The sequence below is a fragment of the Xanthomonas sp. NCPPB 2250 genome, from assembly GCF_056725265.1.
In genome coordinates this window covers 3375426-3395164 of sequence record NZ_CM161520.1, presented here as the reverse complement: position 1 = coordinate 3395164, position 19739 = coordinate 3375426, and the positions used below count along the sequence as shown (strand labels likewise).

Sequence of the window (19739 nt, the reverse complement as noted above, 5' to 3'; positions counted from 1 at the left end):
CGTCTTCCTTTCCTCTCCTCCGAGGCTCCGATGCCCATCGAAATCCGCATGCTGGCCTGGGCGATCCTGCTCGGGATCGCGCAACTGCTGCTCGCCTCCGCCTTCGTCACCGCGCAGCGCGGACTGAAGTGGAACGCCGGCGCGCGCGATGCGCCGCAACCGCCGCCGGCCGGCGTGGCCGGGCGCCTGGACCGCGCGCTGCGCAACTTCCTGGAGACCTTCCCGTTCTTCGCCGCCGCGGCGGTGGCGGTGGCGGCGCTGGGCAAGGGCGATGCGCACACCGCGCTGTCGGCGCAAATCTACCTGTGGGCGCGGGTGGCCTACGTGCCGCTGTACGCGGCGGGCGTGCCGTACGTGCGCAGCCTGGTGTGGGTGGTGTCGCTGTGGGCGATCCTGCAGCTGGTGTGGGCGCTGTTCTGAGCACCACGGGCTGCGACCGATCGTCGCAGCGCTGATCCAGATCAAGGACGCGGTGCGCGGCGGTCGTATCCTGGCCGGGTCCGATCACGGAGTCGCCGCATGCAAGTGGATATCGCCATCGTCGGGGCCGGCCCTTCCGGCCTGTGCTTCGCCCGCTCGCTGGCCGGCAGCGGCCTGTCGCTGGCGCTGATCGAGCCGCAGCCGCGCGCGGCGCTGGCCGAGGCCGCCTTCGACGGCCGCGAAATCGCCCTGACCCATGCTTCGCGGGCGTTGCTGGACCAGTTGGACCTGTGGGCGCGCATCGACCCGCAGGCGATCGCGCCGCTGCGCGATGCGCGGGTGATGAACGGCTCCTCGCCGTTCGCGCTGACCTTCGCCGCGGGCGAGGACGGCCGTGGCGATCTCGGCTGGCTGGTGCCCAATCACCTGATCCGCCGCGCTGCCTTCGCCGCGGTGCAGGACCAGCCCGGTCTGAGCCTGCTCAACGGTGTCTCGGTGCAGGCGCTGCGTCGCGACGCGCGCCAGGCGCAGTTGCAGCTCTCCGACGGGCGCAGCGTGGCGGCGCGCCTGGTGGTCGCCGCCGACAGCCGCTTCTCCAGTACCCGGCGCATGAGCGGGATCGGCGCGCAGCTGCGCGATTTCGGCCGCACCATGCTGGTGTGCCGGGTGCGCCACGAGCGCCCGCACCATCAGACCGCCTGGGAGTGGTTCGGCTACGGCCGGACCATGGCCCTGCTGCCGCTGCACGGCAACGAGGCCTCGGCGGTGCTGACCCTGCCGCCGGAACGCGCGCAGGCGCTGCTGCAGATGGACGAGGCGGCGTTGGGGGCGGAGATCAGTACCTGCTTCGAGCACCGCCTGGGCGCGATGACGCCGCTGGTGCGGCCGCAGGCGTACCCGTTGGTGGCCGTCTATGCGCAGCGCTTCGTCGCCGAGCGCTATGCCTTGATCGGCGACGCCGCGGTGGGCATGCACCCGGTGACCGCGCATGGGTTCAACTTCGGCCTGCAGAGCCAAGCGCGGCTGGCGCGCGCGCTGCACGACGCGGTGGCGCGCGGCGGCGACATCGCTGCGCCGGCCTTGCTGGCCGGCTACCAGCGCGGGCACCGCCTGGCCACGCGGCCGCTGTACGAAGCGACCAATGCGATTGCCGCGCTGTACACCGACGACCGCCTGCCGGCGCGCGCCCTGCGCAGCGCCGCGCTGCGCGTGGCCGACCGGGTCGCGCCGTTCAAGCGCGCGATCGCGGCGCACCTGACCCAGCGCGTGGCGGCCATGGCGCGCTGAGGTGTATGCGCGGCGGCGATTCCGTTGATGCGACCTCGGCCTGGCCTTTGCCGAGAAGGGTATGAACCGCTTTGCTTGTCGCTTGTCGTAGGAGCGGCTTCAGCCGCGATGGGGCTTTCCCCTTTGCAATCCGGTCGCGGTTGAAGCCGCTCCTACACGGGGGCGATACGCCGCAGGCGACGCTTTGGCGAATCCCCAATCCCCAATCCCGATTCCCTGCATCACCTCGTCGCGGCTGAAACCGCTCCTACAAGGTGTGCGGGCAGAGGGCGCGGCGATGGCGAGGAGGGCGCAGGGCTGTCATCCCAGTGCGGGACGCATGGCGAAGCGACCACAAAGAGCGCATGGCATCAGTCAGATGGAAGGGGGCGCCCGGGACGGAAGGAAAGCACCCGGTGCAGCAGAGATCCTAATTAGCGTCGATGCGCCGCTGTTCCGCCCCGGCGACCAGCGCGTCGAGGGCGCTCTGCAGGTCGCCGCTGCGCAGCGCCGCTTCGATCGGGGCGATGGCCCAGGCGCAGCCGGCGTGGCGCAGGTGCTGGCGCCAGTCGCCGGTCCAGCCTTCCAGTTCGTCCAGCGCCAGGGAGATGGAACCGCCGCGCTCCGCATGGCCGCCGCGGATGGACTGGCCCAGGCGGAACGGCTGCGCAGCGTCGGGGTCGAGCTGCGCGATGTACACGTCGTGGTGCGGATCTTCCGCAGACGGCGCGATGTTGCGGATGCCGAGCGTGATCAGCATCGTGCGGGGATCCGCGCTGTCCGGCGCCACCGGCCGGCGAGTGGCAGGCCAGGGGCGCCGATGGCGGTCATGCCTTGCCGAGCACCTGCACCTGTACGTCGCCCAGCTGCACCACCTGGCCCGCGCGCACCTTGCAGGCCTTGCGCAGTTCGACCTCGCCATCCACGCGCACCTGGCCTTCGCTGATCACGGCCTTGGCCGCGCCGCCGCTGTCGCACAGGCCGGTCAGTTTCAACAGGTGCTTGAGTTCCACGTAGTCGCTTTCTAGCTGGAGATCGATGGTCTGCATTGGGGGCTTGCTCGGAAATCGGCGCCCATTGTCGGTCATTCGCGGGCAAAACGCCCGCCATGTCGGCGGCTGGGGGCTATCGCCGTCGCCGCGGCCCGCGCCGCCGCGCCTGCTGGAGGCGGCCGCGGTGGCCGGCGTCCGGCAGTGCGGAGAGGGTCACGCCTGAACGGTGTCGTTCACCTGGTTTCGACATGCGGCCCGGCAGGGCGCACAATAGGTGCTTCTTTGCGCCTGCCGGTTCTCTGCGGCGCCCCCGGAGTCTCCCATGTCCCAAGATACCCCCGCGCCGCTGCTGTTCGCAGATCTCGGCCTCTCCCCTGCTGTGATGAAAGCCGTCGCCGACGTCGGCTACGAGTCGCCGTCGCCGATCCAGGCCGCCACCATCCCGGCGCTGCTGACCGGCCGCGACCTGCTCGGCCAGGCGCAGACCGGCACCGGCAAGACCGCCGCGTTCGCGCTGCCGATCCTCTCGCGGCTGGATTTCGCCCAGCGCAAGCCGCAGGCGCTGGTGCTGGCGCCCACGCGCGAACTGGCGATCCAGGTGGCCGAGGCGTTCCATCGCTACGCCGCGGCGATCCCCGGCTTCCAGGTGCTGCCGGTGTACGGCGGCCAGCCCTACGTGCAGCAGCTGTCGGCGCTCAAGCGCGGCGTGCACGTGGTGGTGGGCACCCCGGGGCGGGTGATCGACCATCTGGACCGCGGCACCCTGGACCTGTCCGAGCTGAAGACGCTGGTGCTCGACGAAGCCGACGAGATGCTGCGCATGGGCTTCATCGACGACGTCGAGGCGGTGCTGAAGAAGCTGCCGGACTCGCGCCAGGTGGCGCTGTTCTCGGCGACCATGCCGCCGGCGATCAAGCGCATCGCGCAGACCTATCTGAACGACCCGGCCGAGGTGATCATCGCCTCCAAGACCACCACCTCGGCCAATATCCGCCAGCGCTACTGGGCGGTGAGCGGGCTGCACAAGCTCGACGCGCTGACCCGGATCCTGGAGGTCGAGCCGTTCGACGCGATGATCATCTTCGCCCGCACCAAGGCCGGCACCGACGAGCTGGCGCAGAAGCTGCAGGCGCGCGGCCTGGCCGCGGCGGCGATCAACGGCGACATCCAGCAGGCGCAGCGCGAGCGGGTGATCCAGCAGCTCAAGGACGGCAAGCTCGACGTCCTGGTCGCCACCGACGTGGCCGCGCGCGGCCTGGACGTGGAGCGGATCAGCCACGTGCTGAACTACGACATCCCCTACGACACCGAAAGCTACGTGCACCGCATCGGCCGCACCGGCCGGGCCGGGCGCAGCGGCGAGGCGATCCTGTTCGTCAGCCCGCGCGAGCGCGGCATGCTGCGCGCGATCGAGCGCGCCACCCGCCAGCCGATCGAGGAAATGCAGCTGCCCAGCGTCGACGCGGTCAACGACCAGCGCGTGAGCCGCTTCATGGAAAAGATCAGCGAGACCATCGCCAGCGGCGGCATCGACATGTACCGCGATCTGCTGCAGAAGTTCGAGGCCGAGAAGAACGTGCCGATGGTGGAAGTGGCCGCCGCGCTGGCGCGCCTGCTGCAGGGCGAGACGCCGCTGCTGCTGGCCCCGGACCGTCCGCGTCCGCCGCAGGGCGAGCGTTTCGAGCGCCGCGAGCGGCCCGAGCGTGGCGAGCGCCAGGACCGTCCCCGGTTCGAGCCGAAGTTCGAGCGCGAGCCGCGTGCGCCGCGGCGCGACGACGGCGAGCGTCCGGCGCGTCCGGCCCCGGCCGCGCGTGGCGAGGATTTCGACTACCACCGCGACGTCGGCAGCTTCGAGGCGCCGCGCCGCGACAAGGCGCCGAAAGCGCCGCGCGGCGCGCCGGAAGTGGGCATGGAGACCTACCGCATCGAGGTCGGCCACCAGCATGGGGTCAAGCCGGCCAACATCGTCGGCGCGATCGCCAACGAAGCCGGGCTGGAGAGCAAATACATCGGCCGCATCGACATCCACGACGACCATTCGGTGCTGGACCTGCCGGCGGACATGCCGCGCGAATTGCTGACGCACCTGAAGAAGGTCTGGGTGTCCGGTCAGCAACTGCAGATGCGCAAGCTCGAGGGCGACGATGCCGGCGGCGCGCCGTTCAAGCCGAAGTTCGCCCGTACCGGCAAGCCCGGCGGCAAGCCCAACGCCGCCGGCCCGCGCCCGGCCGGCCGCTTCGCCGCCGACCGGCCGCCGCGCAAGGGACCGCCGAAGCGCTGAGAGGCCGGGATTGGGGAGTCGGGATTGGGGATTGGTTGTCGCGTTCCCTGATCCTGATGTCTCCCGTGCCGTCGGTCAGGTCGCTTCCGTGCGGTGACTCGGGCATGCGAGCCGCGGCCTGGTCGCCGTTCGCCTGACACCTGACCGTGTTCATTGCCTGGCTACCCGTATCGTCGCCGCACGCGATCACGTGCTTTGACGAATCCCCAATCCCTAATCCCAAATCCCCGCCCAATGCCAGTCCGCCTCAACAAGCACATCGCCGAGACCGGTTTTTGCTCGCGCCGGGAGGCCGATCGGCTGATCGCCGCGCGCCGGGTCACCGTCAACGGCCAGCCGGGCGGGGTCGGTTCGGTGGTGGGCGAGGGCGACGAGGTCAAGGTCGACGGGCAGCCGCTGCGCGCGCGCGCCAAGACCAAGAGCGGGCGCCGCCACGTCTACATCGCGCTGAACAAGCCGGTCGGGGTGACCTGCACCACCGAGAGCGCGGTCAAGGGCAACATCGTCGACTTCGTCGGCCACGAGCAGCGCATCTTCCCGATCGGGCGCCTGGACAAGGAGTCCGAGGGGCTGATCCTGATGACCAGCAACGGCGACATCGTCAACGAGATCCTGCGTGCGGAGAACCGCCATCAGAAGGAATACCTGGTGGCGGTGAACAAGCCGGTCACCGACGAGTTCCTGCGCGGCATGGCGCGCGGCGTGCGCGTGCACGACCAGATGACGCTGCCGTGCCGCACCGCGCGGATCGCCAAGTTCGGCTTCCGCATCGTGCTGGAGCAGGGGCTCAACCGGCAGATCCGGCTGATGGCGGCGGCCTTCGACTACCGGGTCACCCAGTTGCGCCGCGTGCGCATCGACAACATCAAGCTCGGCGCGCTGAAGCCGGGCCAGTGGCGCAATCTCACCGAACAGGAACTGCGCGGCCTGCTGCCGCAGCGCCAGGAGTGGTAACCACGTCGCAGTGTCGGCGGTCGGCCGCCGCCGCGCGGCCCAACCGTACAGGCGGCGCGCCCGCCAGGGCTGGCGTCCGCCGCGGATTTGGCCATACTGCGCAACGCGAACCATCGCCGCCGCCGGGTATTCCGTGATCAAGCCCCGCAAGCCCGACAACGAAGCCGCACGCCTGCAGGCGTTGCACGCATTGCAGATCCTCGACACCGAACCGGAAGCGTCCTACGACGATCTGGTCGGCATCGCCGCCAAGTTGTGCGACACGCCCTCGGCGCTGATCTCGCTGGTCGACGACGAGCGCCAGTGGCTGAAGGCGCAGCGCAATGTCTGCCTGCTGAGCACCGCACGCGACGAGTCGTTCTGCGGCCACACCATCCTGACCCCCGAGCAGGTGATGGTGGTCGCCGATGCCACCGCCGATGCGCGCTTCCAGCACAACCCGCTGGTCACCGAGGGTGGGGTGCGCTTCTACGCCGGCGCGCCGCTGCTGACCCGCGATGGCTTGCCGGTGGGCACCGTCTGCGTCCTCGACAACCGCCCGCGCACCCTGCAGCCGGAACAACTGGCGGCGCTGCAGGCGCTGTCGCGGCAGGTGATGCAGCTGATCGAACTGCGCCGCAGCAGCCATGCGCTGGCGCTGCAGTTGCGCGAACGCGCCTGGTACGAGCAACAGCTGCTGCAGTACCAGGAATCGCTGGAATCGCTCAACGCCGAACTGCTGGAACAGGCGCGCACCGATCCGCTGACCGGCCTGCTCAACCGCCGCGCCTTCGCCACCGCGTTGATGATCCACGCCGAGGCGGCGCAGCCGGGTTCGGCGCCGCTCAGCGTGGCGATCCTGGATCTGGACTACTTCAAGAGCGTCAACGACCTGCATGGTCACGACAAGGGCGATGAGGCGCTGTTGGCGCTGGCCGACATGCTGCGCGCGCGCCTGCCGCCCGAGAGCGTCGTGGCGCGCTACGGCGGCGGCGAGTTCGCGCTGTTGCTGCCGGGGATGGACGCGGCGCAGGCCATGCGCGCCTGCGAGCGCCTGCGCCAGGACACCAGCCTGCTGCAGCTCGGCGTGCCGCTCACCGCCAGCATCGGCGTGGCCACGCTGCAGGGCCGCGAGAGCGCCGAGGACCTGCTCAAGCGCGCCGACCAGGGCCTGTATCAGGCCAAGCGTGCCGGTCGCGACTGCGTGTCGCTGGCGGCGTAGGCACGCCACTTCATCGCGGAGCGACACCTAAGTTCTTCCTTCTCTCGCCGGGACCATGGCCCCGTTTTGGGGAAGTGTCCCGCAGGGGCGGATGAGGGAGGTGCGCCGTATCGCGCACTCACACTCCTCCTGACGCTTTCGCGCCGTACCCTCACCCCAACCCCTCTCCCGGGGGGAGAGGGGCTAGAAGTACCGCGCCTCCCCGAACATGCCGCACCTTTGAGTTGGGCCTGCGGTCATGCCGCAAATGCGCAGGATGGGGCCAATCCCGCCTCCCGAATCCCCAATCCCCAATCCCGAAGTGAGCGCCCCAGCGCTCACTCCACCACGTTCTTCGCCTCGCAGGTCGCCAGCAGCTCAGGGTGCTGCAGCGGACGCGTGCGGGTCAGCAGCGGATGCAGGAACACCGCGCCCAGGATCACCGCCACGCCGAGGTAGAACAGCCCGGTGAGCTGGCGCTGCTCGTCCAGCAGCACGATCGCGAACACGATCGCGTAGACCGGTTCCAGGTTGGTGACCAGTTGCACCGCGTAGGCGCTGAGCCGGCGCAATGCGACCAGGGCCAGGGCGAACGGCAGCAGCGTGCACAGCAGCGCCAGCGCCAGCAGCAGCGCGGTGTCGTGCAGGCTGGGCAGCACCAGCAAGGGTCCGCTCAACGCTGGCAGCACGAACGGCAGCAACGGCGCCAGCGCGGTCAGGGTCAGGGTGCCGGCGCCCAGTTCCAGCGCGGTCACGGTCAGCGGATCGGCATGGTCCACCAGGCGCTTGTTGAGCGAGCCGAAGGCCGCCACCAGCAGCGCCGACACCGCGCCGACCGCCACGCCGGCGCGCATCCCGTGCGGCACCCCGCCGACCACCAGGGCCACGCCCGGCAGCACCGCCAGGCCGAAGGCCAGTTCGCTGGGACGGAACGGCCGTTTCGCCACCCAGGGTTCGATCACCGCGGTGAACACCGGCGCCAGCGCGATGCAGGTCGCCGCGACCGAGGCGTTGGCCAGCTTGATCGCGCCATAGAAGGTCAGCCAGTGCAGGCCGACCAGGGCGCCGACCACCGCGTAGCCGAGCGCCAGTTTCGGCGTCAGTGCCGCCAGGCCGCGCCACACCCGCGGCAGCAGCGCCAGCGCGGCCACCACCATCAGCATCCGCCACCACACCAGCGGCAGCGCGGGCAGGGTGATCAGCTTGCCGAGAATCGCGGTGATCCCCCACAGCAGGACGCAGAAATGGATTTGCAGCTGGGCTTTGGTGGTGGGGTGCATCGGCATCCGCGTATTGTCGCGCAAAGCGCGCCGCGACGGTCGCGGATCGCCACACGGATCAGGCGTCTGGCGCCGGCGGCGACGCGGTCCGCGCCATCCTGCGCGCATAGGCGGCGGTGAGCGGCGGCACCAGCAGCGCCGTCACCACCACCGAGGTTGCCACCAGCGCGGTCGCGGCCGGCGCGGTGGCGCGGAACTGCGGCGCCACCGCCGCCACCAGCGCGGGCGTGGCCACCGCCGCGCCGGCGGTGCTGGAGGCGGCGAGGCCGGCGCTGCCGTTGCCGCCGGCCAGCCAGCGATCGGCCAGCAGCAGCGGGATCCCGGTCGCCACGATCACCAGCAGGCCCAGCGCGACGCCAGCCACGCCGGCGTGGGCGACCATGCGCAGGTCCAGGGTATTGCCCAGGGCGAAGGCGAAGAACGGGATCAGTGCCGGCACCGCCCGCGCGAACAGGGCGCGCAGCGCCGGGTCGAGATTGCCGAGCGCGAAACCGGCCAGCAGCGGCAGCACCGCGCCGAGCAGCAGCCGTGGTTCGAAGCGGGCGACGCCTGCCGTGCCGAGGATCAGCATGGTCACCAGCGGGCCGGATTCCAGCGACATCAGCGCCATCGCACCGGCCTCGCCGCGACGGCCGTACTGCTGCATGAGCGCGGCGAACAGGCCGGCATTGGTCATGTCCATCGCCGCGACCATTGCCAGCACCGACATCCCGCTCCAGATGCCGGAGACGATGCCGCCCGGCGGCAACAGTCGCGCGGCGATCATCGCGGTCAGCCACGCCACCGCGATCTTGGTCAGCACCAGCACGCCGGAGGCGCGCAGCACGCGGCCGCCGCTGCGCAGCCGGATCGAGGCGCCCAGGCAGAAGCACCACACCGCCAGGATCGGCACCAGCCCGCCGATCAGGCCCTGGGTGAAGGAGCCGAACCAGGCGCCGGCCTGCGGCCACAGGGTGTGGCAGAGCGCGCCGAGCAGCAGCGGCGCCAGCATCATGCCGCCGGGAAGACGTTCGAGCGTGTGCTTGATCCGCATCGAGGGACTCCGCGTGTGCAGGCGCGGCCCGCGGCCGCGGCCCGGCGACGGCGCCGGACGGGCGCTGTTGTACCGCAGTGCGGCGACCGCCAGGTGTCGCCGGCCATGCGCGCTCGGGGGCCGGTTCAGCCGTCCTGCGACCGTGGCGTCGGCGGTCGCGCTTGCGCCGTGCCGGGCGTCGCGTGCGCGTGGCCGAGCGCGTCACGCCTGTACGGCGGACCCCAGCATCTTCAGCAGGGCCATCGCCGCGGCGGGATTGCGTTCCTTGGCCGCGCTGATGAAGTAGACGAAGACCTCGCGCGGCGTGGTCTTGGCCACGGCCGTATCGGCGTGCGGCAGCGCCTGCGGATCCTCGCCGCGGCGCCAGGCCTGCGCGTGCGCGGCCCAGGCCTGCAATTCCTTCGGCGGGTAGCCATGGGCGAGGTCGGCGCGGCTGCGCATCAGCCGCGCATAGACGAAGTCGGCGCCCAGGTCGGCGAAGGAGGGGAACTCGGGCGAATCGGTGAACACCGTGGCCACGCCGTGCCGGCGGGTCAGCTGCAGCAGTTCCGGGCCGACGCAATCGGGATCGCGCACTTCCAGCACGTGGCGCAGCCGGTGTCCGCCGGCCTTGCGCGGCAGCAGGTCCAGGAACGCGGCCAGGTCGTCCAGGTCCAGGCGATGGCCGTGCTCGAACTGCCACAGCAGCGGGCCGAGGCGGTCGCCGAGGCTGGCGATGCCGCCGACGAAATCCTCGATCTGCGTGCCGGCGCCGGCCAGCCGCCGCAATGCGGTAATGCGCTTGGGCGCCTTGGCCGAGAACAGGAAGCCCGGCGGCGTCTCGTCGCGCCAGCGCGCGTAGGTCTCCGGCTTCTGCGCACCGTAGTAGGTACCGTTGATCTCGATGCTGGTGACGTGGCGGCTGGCGTATTCCAGCTCGCGGCGCTGCACCAGGCCCTGCGGATAGAACATGCCGCCGCGCCATGGTGCGTAGGTCCAGCCGCCGATGCCGACACGGATGCCGTCCGGCGCGGCCGGGGCGGAGTCGAAGAGGTCGTTCATGCGGGCGTGTCCGGCGGCGGGCGGGGGGCGATTGTGCCGCAGCGCGGCGTTGCGGGGCGTGGTCGTGGGCGTCAGCGGCCTGGTGGCGTGGCTGGGTGGTGCGCGGCGTGTGCCTGTGCCGCGAGTGTTCGTCGCCTGCGCGATGGCGTGCGCCATGCGTGCGTGCAGGGCGGGAATGGCCGCCAAACGACGCTGGCCGCTGCGTGCGGGGTGGACGTTGGCGGCGGGTGTCGCCACCCGCCTGGACGGCATCCGGCACTGCTTGGCGTCGCCGCGGCGCACCGTGGTTCCGCCGCAAACCGCCCCGCAGGCTCTACACTCGCCCGGGACGCGCGCCAGTGTGCGGCCTTGGTTTCCCTTCTTCAGGAGCGACGCAGTTGAAGAGCATCTCGATGGGCTGCGGCCTGTTGCTGGCGATGAGCGCCACCGTGCAGGCGCAGGCGCCGGCCCCCACCGCGGTTCCCGCACCGGCGCCGGCCGCATTGCCGCCGGGGCTGCAGGACCTGGACGCGCAGGTGGAGCGCGTGCGCAAGCAGTTCGACGTGCCCGGCATCGCCATCGCCATCGTCAAGGACGGGCAGGTGGTGCTGGAGCGCGGCTACGGCGTGCGCGAACTCGGCAAGCCGGAGCCGGTGGATGCGCAGACCCTGTTCGCCATCGCCTCCAATACCAAGGCCTTCACCTCCGCCGCGCTGTCGATCCTGGCCGACGAAGGCAAGCTCAAGCTCGAGGACCGGGTGGTGGACCACCTGCCGTGGTTCCAGATGTCCGACGCCTACGTCACCCGCGAGATGCGCGTGCGCGACCTGCTCAGCCATCGCAGCGGCCTGAGCCTGGGGGCGGGCGACCTGCTGTTCTGGCCGGCCACCAGTTACAGCAACGAGGAAGTGGTGCGGCGCCTGGCGCACGTGCCGCTGAAGGGCGGCTTCCGCGACCGCTACGCCTACGACAACATCCTGTACGCGGTGGCGCAGAAGCTGATCGAGCAGGTCTCCGGACAGAGCTATGCCGAGTTCGTGCGCCAGCGCATCTTCGTGCCGGTGGGCATGACCGGCGCGCGCATCAACAGCGACCACCTGCAGCCCGGCGATGAAGCCGCGGTCGGCCATGCCAAGTTCGACTTCCGCGAGCTGCGCACGGTGGCACCGCTGACCTGGTCCAACAATTCCGGCGCCGGCGGCATCTACGCCAACGTGCACGACATGGCCAAGTGGATGCAGGTGCAGCTCGACGGCGGGCGCCTGCCGTCGGCCGACGGCCAGGCGCGGCAGCTGTTCAGCGCCCAGCGCCAGCAGGAGATGTGGCAGATGATCACGCCGATCGCGGTCTCCGAGCCGAGCGTGCCGGAACTGCTGCCGGCCAAGCCCAACTTCGCCGGCTACGGCGAGGGCTGGAGCCTGAGCGATTACCGCGGCGCCAAGCTGGTCTGGCACACCGGCGGCTGGCCGGGCATGGTCTCGCGGCTGACCCTGGTGCCGGAGCGCAAGCTGGGCGTGATCGTGCTGACCAACCAGGAAGTGGGCGCCGCCTTCAACGCGATCACCCTGCGCGTGCTGGACGCCTACCTGGGCGCGCCGGCGACCGACTGGACCGCCGCCTACGCCAAGGCCGTGGCCAAGGCCGACGCCAGCGCCGACGAGGACTGGGCCAAGCACGTGGCCGCGCGCGACGCCAAGTCCACCCCGTCGCTGCCGCTGTCCGGCTATGCCGGCACCTACCGCGACCCGTGGTACGGCGATGTGGTGGTGCGCCAGCAGGGCAAGCGCCTGGAGCTGCAGTTCAGCAAGACCGCGCAGCTGGTCGGCACCCTGGAGCACTGGCAGCACGACACCTTCATCGTGCGCTGGCGCGACCGCTCGCTCAACGCCGACGCCTTCCTGAGCTTCGCCCTGACCGCCGACGGCAAGGTGCGCGAGGCGCGCATGCAGGCGATCTCGCCGCTGACCGATTTCAGCTTCGATTTCCAGGATCTGGTGTTGACGCCGGAGTGAGGCCGGGATTCGGGAGTGGGGATTCGGGATTCGTAGGAGCGGCTTCAGCCGCGACCAGGCTTTACCGATAAGGCCCGGTCGCGGCTGAAGCCGCTCCTACGCCGGGGATGACGCATTCGGGGAGCCGCTCTTGCGAATCCCCAATCCCCAATCCCAGCGTCACAAGACGCGACGCCCGATACGCTACCCTGACGCCCCTTTTTCGCGTGGCGTGGCGATGTTCCGCTGGTTCGAGTCCCTGATCGAGGTCTTCCCGAAGATCGAGACGCAGATGCCGCCGCGCGGGGTGGTGCGCTTCTATCTGCATTACCTGCGTCCGCTGTGGCCGCTCTTGCTCGCCACGCTGCTGGCCGGTCTGGCGCTGGCGCTGGTGGAAGTGGCGATGTTCGACTTCCTCGGCCGCATCGTCGACATGGTCGCCGAGCAGCCGGGGCCGGACTTCTTCCAGCGCCATGCCGGCGAGCTGCTGTGGATGGCGTTCGTCGTGCTGCTGGCGCGGCCGCTGTTCGTGGCCCTGCACAACCTGCTGGTGAACCAGGCCATCGTGCCGGGCCTGAGCAACCGCGCACGCTGGCTGATGCACAACTACGTGGTGCGGCAGAGCCTGGGCTTCTTCCAGAACGACTTCGCCGGGCGCATCGCCAACCGGGTCATGCAGACCGGCACCTCGTTGCGCGAGTCGGCGGTGCAGATGGTCGATGCGCTCTGGTACATCGTGGTCTACACCGGCAGCGCGCTGTACCTGTTCGCCCAGGCCGATCCCTGGCTGATGGCGCCGCTGCTGGTGTGGGTGCTGGCCTACGTGGCGCTGATGGTCTACTTCGTGCCGCGGATGAAGCACCGTGCCTGGATCGCCTCGGACGCGCGCTCCAAGGCGATGGGCCGCATCGTCGACGGCTATACCAACATCGCCACGCTCAAGCTGTTCTCGCATGCCGGGCGCGAGCAGGCCTACGTGCGCGAGGCGATCGACGAGCTGGCGGTCAAGCACCGCGGGCAGACCCGCATGACCACCGCGATGGACAGCGCCATCGCCATCATCAACGGCTTCCTGATCGCGGTGACCTGCGGGCTGGCGCTGTGGCTGTGGAGCCGCGGCCAGATCAGCGTCGGCGCGATCACCCTGGCCACCGGCCTGGTGATCCGCATCCACAACATGTCCGGCTGGATCATGTGGACGGTCAACGGCATCTTCGAGGACATCGGCGCGGTGCAGGACGGCATGGAGACCATCGCGCAGCCGGCGCAGGTGCAGGATCGCGCCGACGCGGTGCCGCTGCGCGTGGAGCGCGGCGAGGTCCGCTTCGAGCACATCCACTTCCACTACGGCAAGCGCGGCGGGGTCATCGCCGGGCTCGACCTGCAGGTGCGCGCGGGCGAGAAGATCGGCCTGGTCGGGCCGTCCGGCGCCGGCAAGTCGACCCTGGTCAACGTGCTGCTGCGGCTGTACGACCTGGAGCAGGGCCGCATCCTGATCGACGGCCAGGACATCGCCGGCGTCACCCAGGAGAGCCTGCGCCAGCAGATCGGCCTGGTCACCCAGGACACCTCGCTGCTGCACCGCTCGATCCGCGACAACCTGCTGTACGGCCGCCCCGACGCCAGCGAGGCGCAACTGCGCGCGGCGGTGGCCAAGGCGCGCGCCGACGAGTTCATCGAGCAACTGCAGGACGGCGAGGGCCAGCGCGGCTACGACGCGCAGGTCGGCGAGCGCGGCGTGAAGCTGTCCGGCGGCCAGCGCCAGCGCATCGCCATCGCCCGCGTGCTGCTTAAGGACGCGCCGATCCTGATTCTGGACGAGGCCACCTCGGCGCTGGATTCGGAAGTGGAAGCGGCGATCCAGGACAGCCTGGACGAACTGATGGCCGGCAAGACGGTGATCGCGATCGCCCACCGGCTCTCCACCATCGCGCGGATGGACCGGCTGGTGGTGATGGACCGCGGCGCCATCGTCGAGACCGGCACCCACGCCGAGCTGGTCGCCCGCGGCGGGCTGTACGCGCGGCTGTGGGCGCGCCAGACCGGTGGCTTCGTCGCGGCGGACTGAAGCGGCGCGCCACCCAGGATGGCCGGCGACGGCGCGACATCGGTGTCGCGCCGCCAGGGCAGGGCGGCGCCGGGTACGCGCCATGGCATGGTCCTGGGCGGGTCCCGCGCTGTGCGTGCCCGACGCGCATGGCGCCGGCCGACCGTGGTGCTTCCCCTGGGCGGCGCACCGCCAGGCGGTTCGGCGCCAGCGGCCCGGCAATGCGACAATGCCCGGCTTACCGAGATTCGCCAGACCATGTCCCGATTGCAGTTCGAGCTCCACACCACCGACGGCGCCGCGCGCCGCGGCCGCCTGACCTTCCCGCGTGGAACGGTCGAGACCCCCGCGTTCATGCCGGTGGGTACCTACGGCTCGGTCAAGGGCGTGCTGCCCGAGCAGATCAAGGCGCTGGGCGCGCAGATCATCCTCGGCAACACCTTCCACCTGTACCTGCGCCCGGGCCTGGACGTGATCGGCGACCACGGCGGCCTGCACGGCTTCGCCCGCTGGGACGGGCCGATCCTGACCGATTCCGGCGGCTTCCAGGTGTTCTCGCTGGCGCACCGGCGCAAGATCAGCGAGCAGGGCGTCACCTTCGCCTCTCCGACCGACGGCGCCAAGGTGTTCCTGGGGCCCGAAGAGAGCATGAAGATCCAGCGGGTGCTCGATTCGGACATCGTGATGATCTTCGACGAGTGCACCCCGTACCCGGCCACCGAGGACGTGGCGCGGCGCTCGATGGAGCTGAGCCTGCGCTGGGCGCAGCGCTCGCGCGACGCGCACGACGCGCTGGGCAACGACGCCGCGCTGTTCGGCATCGTCCAGGGCGGCGTGCATGCGGACCTGCGCAGCCGCTCGATCGAGGGCCTGCAGGCGATCGGCTTCGACGGCTACGCGATCGGCGGCCTGGCCGTGGGCGAACCGGAGCACGAGCGCAACGCCATGCTCGAGCACCTGCATCCGCGCCTGCCGGGCGACCGCCCGCGCTACCTGATGGGCGTGGGACGCCCGGAGGACCTGGTCGAGGGCGTGGCCCGCGGCGTGGACATGTTCGACTGCGTGATGCCGACCCGCAACGCGCGCAACGGCCACTATTTCACCTCCTTCGGCACGGTGCGCATCCGCAACGCCAAGTACGAGCGCGACCTCGATCCGATCGAGCCAGGCTGCGGCTGCCATGCCTGCAGCAGCGGCTACACCCGCGCCTACCTGCGCCACCTGGACCGCTGCAACGAGATGCTGGCGCCGATGCTGGGCACCCTGCACAACCTCTGGTACTACCAGAAGCTGATGGCCGACATGCGCGCGGCGATCGCCGCGGGAACCTTTGCCCAGTTCCGGCGGTCCTTCTATGCGGCGCGCGGGGTCGAAGCCACCCCACTCCCAACGGAGCAAGGCTAAAGCCCCTCTCCCCCCGGGAGAGGGGTTGGGGTGAGGGTCCGGGCGAAGCCTCTTGCCGTTTGGGAGGGGTTGGGGGTGAGGGTCCGGGCGCAGCCTCTTGCCGTTTGGGAGGGGTTGGGGGTGAGGGTCCGGGCGAAGCCTCGTGCCGTTTGGGAGGGGTTGGGGTGAGGGTCCGGGCGCAGCCTCGTGTTGTTGGGGAGGGTCCGGCCACCGCCGAACCCTGGTCCTCTCCCGGACGCAGTCGCCAGGACCCTGTACGCCAGATCGCCATCGCCCGTCGGTGCCGGCCTGCCTTCCCACTGCGCATGGCGCCGTTCCTGCGCCGCAAGGGCAGGGCAGCGGTTCCGGAGGGTGAAGGAAGATCGTGGCATAATCGGCGGCTGCTTGCTGCCGCAAGGCAAACCAGCGGTCCGTGCCCCAGGGCGTCGGGCTGCCCAAACCATAGGACGTACCCGATGAATCCGCTCGATTTCCTGATTCCCGTCGCCCAGGCGCAGACCGCTGGCGGCGCCGCCCCGGCCGGTGGTGGCCTGCAGATGTTCCTGCTGCCCATCATCCTGATCGCGGTGATGTATTTCGTGATGATCCGGCCGCAGATGAAGCGCCAGAAGGAACACAAATCGATGCTGGACAAGCTCGGCCGCGGCGACGAGGTCATCACCTCCGGCGGCGTGGCCGGCGTGGTCACCGACATCGGCGACAATTTCATCACCATCGAAGTGGCCGACAACGTGCGCATCCGCGTGCAGAAGGGCGCCGTCGGCAATGTCCTGCCGAAGGGCACGCTGAAGTCCGCCTGATCCATTTCTCCTACTGCTAGGCGCGACGCCGGCGTGGCGTCGTGCGGGGTCCCGCAATGCTCGAGTTTCCGCGCTGGAAGTATGTCCTCATCCTGATCGTGCTGGCGTTGAGCGCGTTGTACGCGCTGCCCAACGTGTACCAGAAGGATCCGTCGGTCCAGATCACCGCCAGCCGCGGCGGCAAGATCGACGACGCCCTGCGCGAGCGGGTCCTCGCCGACCTCAAGACGGCCGGGATCACCCCGAAGCTGGTCGACAAGGAAGGCGACAGCCTGATGGTGCGCCTGCCGAACCTGCAGGCGCAGACCCGTGCCAACGACGTGCTGCGCCAGCAGGTGGGCGAGAACTACACGGTGGCGCTGAATCTGGCCTCGACCGTGCCGGACTGGCTGTCGCGCCTGGGCGGCAAGCCGATGGTGCTGGGTCTTGACCTGGTCGGCGGCGTGCACTTCGCCCTGCAGGTCGACCAGAAGGCGGCGCTGGAAAAGCGCCTGGACGCCTTCGCCGAAGACATCCGCACCACGCTGCGCGACAGCCGTCTGGCCTACCGCTCGGTCGAGCGCCGTCCCGACAACAGCATCCAGGTCAGCCTGGGCGAGGGCGTCGATGCCAGCGCCGCGCGCGCGGCCATCGCCAAGGCGCAGCCGACCCTGAGCTACGCCGTGTCCGGGCAGACCATCGCCGTGACCGTGCCCGAGGCCGAGCTGAAGCAGATCGCCGCCGGCGCCATCGAGCAGAACCTGACCACCCTGCGCAACCGCGTCAACCAGCTGGGCGTGGCCGAGCCGATCATCCAGCGCCAGGGCGACGACCGCATCGTGGTCGAGCTGCCGGGCGTGCAGGACACCGCCGAGGCCAAGCGCATGATCGGCGCCACCGCCACGCTGGAATTCCGCGGCGTGGTCGACGGCAACGCCGAGGACGCGGTGCGCAGCGGCAACATCCCGCCCGACGCCAAGGTCTACCGCCTGCGCGACAGCGGCGCCCCGGTGCTGCTGAGCAAGCGCGTGCTGGTGTCCGGCGACCAGATGGTCAACGCCACCGTCAGCACCGACCAGAACGGCATGCCGGCCGTGGCGGTCACGCTCAACAACGCCGCCGGCCAGCGCATGTTCGACTACACCAGCGCCAATACCGGCAAGCTGATGTCGGTGGTCTACATCGAGCGCATCCCCACCGTGACCATGGTCGACGGCAAGGAAGTGCGCAGCGTGCGCGTCAACGAGGAGGCGCTGGCGCCGACCCGGATCGCCGGCGTGTTCGGCAAGAACTTCCAGACCACCGGCCTGGAGAAGACCGAGGCCGAGAACCTGGCCAAGCTGCTGCGCGCCGGTTCGCTGGCGGCGCCGATGGACTTCGTCGAGGAATACGTGATCGGCCCGAGCCTGGGCGCGGAGAACGTGGAGCGCGGCATCACCGCGGTGGTCTACGCCTTCCTGTTCACCCTGGTGTTCTTCAGCGTGTATTACCGCATGTTCGGCCTGATCACCTCGGTCGCGCTGCTGATGAACCTGCTGATCGTGGTCTCGGTGATGTCGCTGTTCGGCGCCACCATGACCTTGCCGGGCTTCGCCGGCCTGGCGCTGTCGGTGGGCCTGTCGGTGGACGCCAACGTGCTGATCAACGAGCGTATCCGCGAAGAGTTGCGCCTGGGCGTGCCGCCCAAGTCGGCGATCGCCGCCGGTTACGAGAAGGCGGGCGGCACCATCCTCGACGCCAACCTCACCGGCCTGATCGTCGGCGTGGCGCTGTACGCGTTCGGTACCGGCCCGCTGAAGGGCTTCGCGCTGACCATGATCATCGGCATCTTCGCCTCGATGTTCACCGCGATCACCGTGTCGCGCGCGCTGGCGGTGCTGATCTACGGCCGTCGCAAGAAGATCAAGTCCGTGGCCATCTGAGCCACGCACGCCACCTTCCGCACGTCCCCGCGCCGACAGGCGCGGGGTCCAAAAAAACGCAGAGCGGTCTCCAATGAAAATCTTCCCGCTTCACCTGATCCCCAACGACACCAAGATCGACTTCATGCGCTGGCGGCACCCGACCCTGGTGCTGATGCTGGTGCTGGCGCTGGCCTCGTTCGCGGTGATCTTCGCCAAGGGCTTCAACTACGCGCTGGAGTTCACCGGCGGCGCGCTGGTGCAGACCAGCTTCCAGAAGCCGGTCGACGTCGACCAGGTGCGCGAGCAACTGGCCAAGGCCGGCTTCGAAAATGCGCAGGTGCAGAACGTCGGCAGCGGCAACGAGGTGGTGATCCGCCTGCAGCCGCAGGGCGAGCACAACAACGAGGACATCACCAAGAACCTCGCCGAGCAGGTGCGCAAGGCGGTGAGCACGCCGCAGAACCCGGCCACGGTCAAGCCGGGCGAGTTCGTCGGCCCGCAGGTCGGCAAGGACCTGGCCTTGAACGGCGTCTACGCCACGGTGTTCATGCTGGTCGGCTTCCTGATCTACATCGCCTTCCGCTTCGAGTGGAAGTTCGCGGTGGTGGCCAGCCTGACCGCGCTGTTCGACCTGTTGGTGACGGTGGCCTACGTGTCGGTCACCGGCCGCGAGTTCGATCTGACCGTGCTGGCCGGCCTGCTGTCGGTGATGGGCTTTGCGATCAACGACATCATCGTGGTGTTCGACCGCGTGCGCGAGAACTTCCGCAGCCTGCGCGTGGAGCCGATCGAGGTGCTGAACCGGTCGATCAACCAGACCCTGTCGCGTACGGTGATCACCGCGGTGATGTTCTTCCTGTCGGCGCTGGCGCTGTACCTGTACGGCGGCGAGTCGATGGAAGGCCTGGCGCTGACCCACATGATCGGCGCGGTGGTGGTGGTGGTGTCCTCGGTGATCGTGGCGGTGCCGCTGCTGTCGATTGGGCCGTTCCAGGTCACCAAGCAGGACCTGCTGCCGAAGTCGAAGGACGTCGAGGCGCTGGCGCGTAGGCCCTGATGGGGCTGGGAGTGGGGATTCGGGAGTGGGGATTCGTAAAAGCGTGATTTCCTGGTCCTGAAACATTTCCTCCTATGAACAAAAAAGCCGCGCGGATGCGCGGCTTTTTCTTTGTGCGGATGGTGGAGGCG

At 69.8% G+C, this 19739-nt stretch carries 16 protein-coding genes; 11 read left to right on the top strand and 5 right to left on the bottom strand.

Annotation, left to right across the window (positions count from 1 at the left end):
• The first annotated feature begins 30 nt into the window (after positions 1 to 30).
• Both AC1PMG_RS13505 and ubiM read left to right on the top strand, forming a co-directional pair.
• A complete protein-coding gene (locus tag AC1PMG_RS13505; protein WP_026143987.1) occupies positions 31 to 420 on the top strand; it encodes an MAPEG family protein in 390 nt (129 codons plus the stop codon).
• Between the two features lie 99 nt (positions 421 to 519).
• A complete protein-coding gene (ubiM, locus tag AC1PMG_RS13500; protein ID WP_481109215.1) occupies positions 520 to 1707 on the top strand; it encodes a 5-demethoxyubiquinol-8 5-hydroxylase UbiM in 1188 nt (395 codons plus the stop codon).
• Between the two features lie 409 nt (positions 1708 to 2116).
• Here ubiM and AC1PMG_RS13495 read toward each other — a convergent pair whose 3' ends face one another.
• The gene (locus AC1PMG_RS13495; RefSeq protein WP_481109214.1) at positions 2117 to 2446 is read right to left on the bottom strand and encodes a hypothetical protein; all 330 of its coding nucleotides are present in this window, start codon (positions 2444 to 2446) and stop codon (positions 2117 to 2119) included.
• A 67-nt stretch (positions 2447 to 2513) separates the two neighbouring features.
• Positions 2514 to 2735, bottom strand: a complete 222-nt coding sequence (locus tag AC1PMG_RS13490) for an RNA-binding S4 domain-containing protein (protein WP_017909138.1) — start codon at positions 2733 to 2735, stop codon at positions 2514 to 2516.
• Between the two features lie 265 nt (positions 2736 to 3000).
• Between AC1PMG_RS13490 and AC1PMG_RS13485 the strand changes: the two genes are divergently transcribed.
• From AC1PMG_RS13485 to AC1PMG_RS13475, 3 genes are all read left to right on the top strand, one after another.
• On the top strand, positions 3001 to 4959 hold the full coding sequence (locus tag AC1PMG_RS13485; RefSeq protein WP_481109213.1) for a DEAD/DEAH box helicase: 1959 nt from the start codon (positions 3001 to 3003) through the stop codon (positions 4957 to 4959).
• 234 nt (positions 4960 to 5193) lie between these two features.
• Positions 5194 to 5913: a pseudouridine synthase gene (locus AC1PMG_RS13480; protein ID WP_481109212.1), complete on the top strand. Its 720-nt coding sequence runs from the start codon at positions 5194 to 5196 to the stop codon at positions 5911 to 5913.
• A gap of 133 nt (positions 5914 to 6046) precedes the next feature.
• Positions 6047 to 7114 carry a sensor domain-containing diguanylate cyclase gene (locus AC1PMG_RS13475; RefSeq protein WP_043095650.1) on the top strand — a complete coding sequence of 356 codons (1068 nt, stop codon included), beginning with the start codon at positions 6047 to 6049 and terminating at the stop codon, positions 7112 to 7114.
• 317 nt (positions 7115 to 7431) lie between these two features.
• Here AC1PMG_RS13475 and AC1PMG_RS13470 read toward each other — a convergent pair whose 3' ends face one another.
• The 3 genes from AC1PMG_RS13470 to AC1PMG_RS13460 all read right to left on the bottom strand — a co-directional run bounded on the left by AC1PMG_RS13470 (position 7432) and on the right by AC1PMG_RS13460 (position 10447).
• Entirely contained in the window at positions 7432 to 8379 is a 948-nt protein-coding gene (locus tag AC1PMG_RS13470) for a DMT family transporter (RefSeq protein ID WP_152238653.1), read from the bottom strand.
• 52 nt (positions 8380 to 8431) lie between these two features.
• Entirely contained in the window at positions 8432 to 9406 is a 975-nt protein-coding gene (locus AC1PMG_RS13465; protein WP_481109211.1) for a 2-keto-3-deoxygluconate permease, read from the bottom strand.
• Between the two features lie 201 nt (positions 9407 to 9607).
• Entirely contained in the window at positions 9608 to 10447 is an 840-nt protein-coding gene (locus tag AC1PMG_RS13460) for a DUF72 domain-containing protein (protein WP_481109210.1), read from the bottom strand.
• Positions 10448 to 10863: 416 nt separating this feature from the next.
• Between AC1PMG_RS13460 and AC1PMG_RS13455 the strand changes: the two genes are divergently transcribed.
• The 6 genes from AC1PMG_RS13455 (at position 10864) to secF (ending at position 19608) form a co-directional block, all read left to right on the top strand.
• A complete protein-coding gene (locus AC1PMG_RS13455; RefSeq protein WP_481111673.1) occupies positions 10864 to 12438 on the top strand; it encodes a serine hydrolase in 1575 nt (524 codons plus the stop codon).
• A 217-nt stretch (positions 12439 to 12655) separates the two neighbouring features.
• Positions 12656 to 14485: an ABC transporter ATP-binding protein gene (locus AC1PMG_RS13450; RefSeq protein ID WP_152240327.1), complete on the top strand. Its 1830-nt coding sequence runs from the start codon at positions 12656 to 12658 to the stop codon at positions 14483 to 14485.
• A gap of 237 nt (positions 14486 to 14722) precedes the next feature.
• Positions 14723 to 15868 (top strand): tRNA guanosine(34) transglycosylase Tgt, encoded by a 1146-nt coding sequence (gene tgt, locus AC1PMG_RS13445; protein ID WP_481109209.1) that lies wholly within the window; start codon positions 14723 to 14725, stop codon positions 15866 to 15868.
• 455 nt (positions 15869 to 16323) lie between these two features.
• The gene (gene yajC, locus AC1PMG_RS13440; RefSeq protein ID WP_017910689.1) at positions 16324 to 16668 is read left to right on the top strand and encodes a preprotein translocase subunit YajC; all 345 of its coding nucleotides are present in this window, start codon (positions 16324 to 16326) and stop codon (positions 16666 to 16668) included.
• 56 nt (positions 16669 to 16724) lie between these two features.
• Entirely contained in the window at positions 16725 to 18569 is a 1845-nt protein-coding gene (gene secD / locus AC1PMG_RS13435) for a protein translocase subunit SecD (RefSeq protein ID WP_017910688.1), read from the top strand.
• A 73-nt stretch (positions 18570 to 18642) separates the two neighbouring features.
• Complete coding sequence (secF, locus tag AC1PMG_RS13430) at positions 18643 to 19608, top strand: protein translocase subunit SecF (protein ID WP_017910687.1); 966 nt, start codon at positions 18643 to 18645, stop codon at positions 19606 to 19608.
• Positions 19609 to 19739 lie beyond the last annotated feature (131 nt).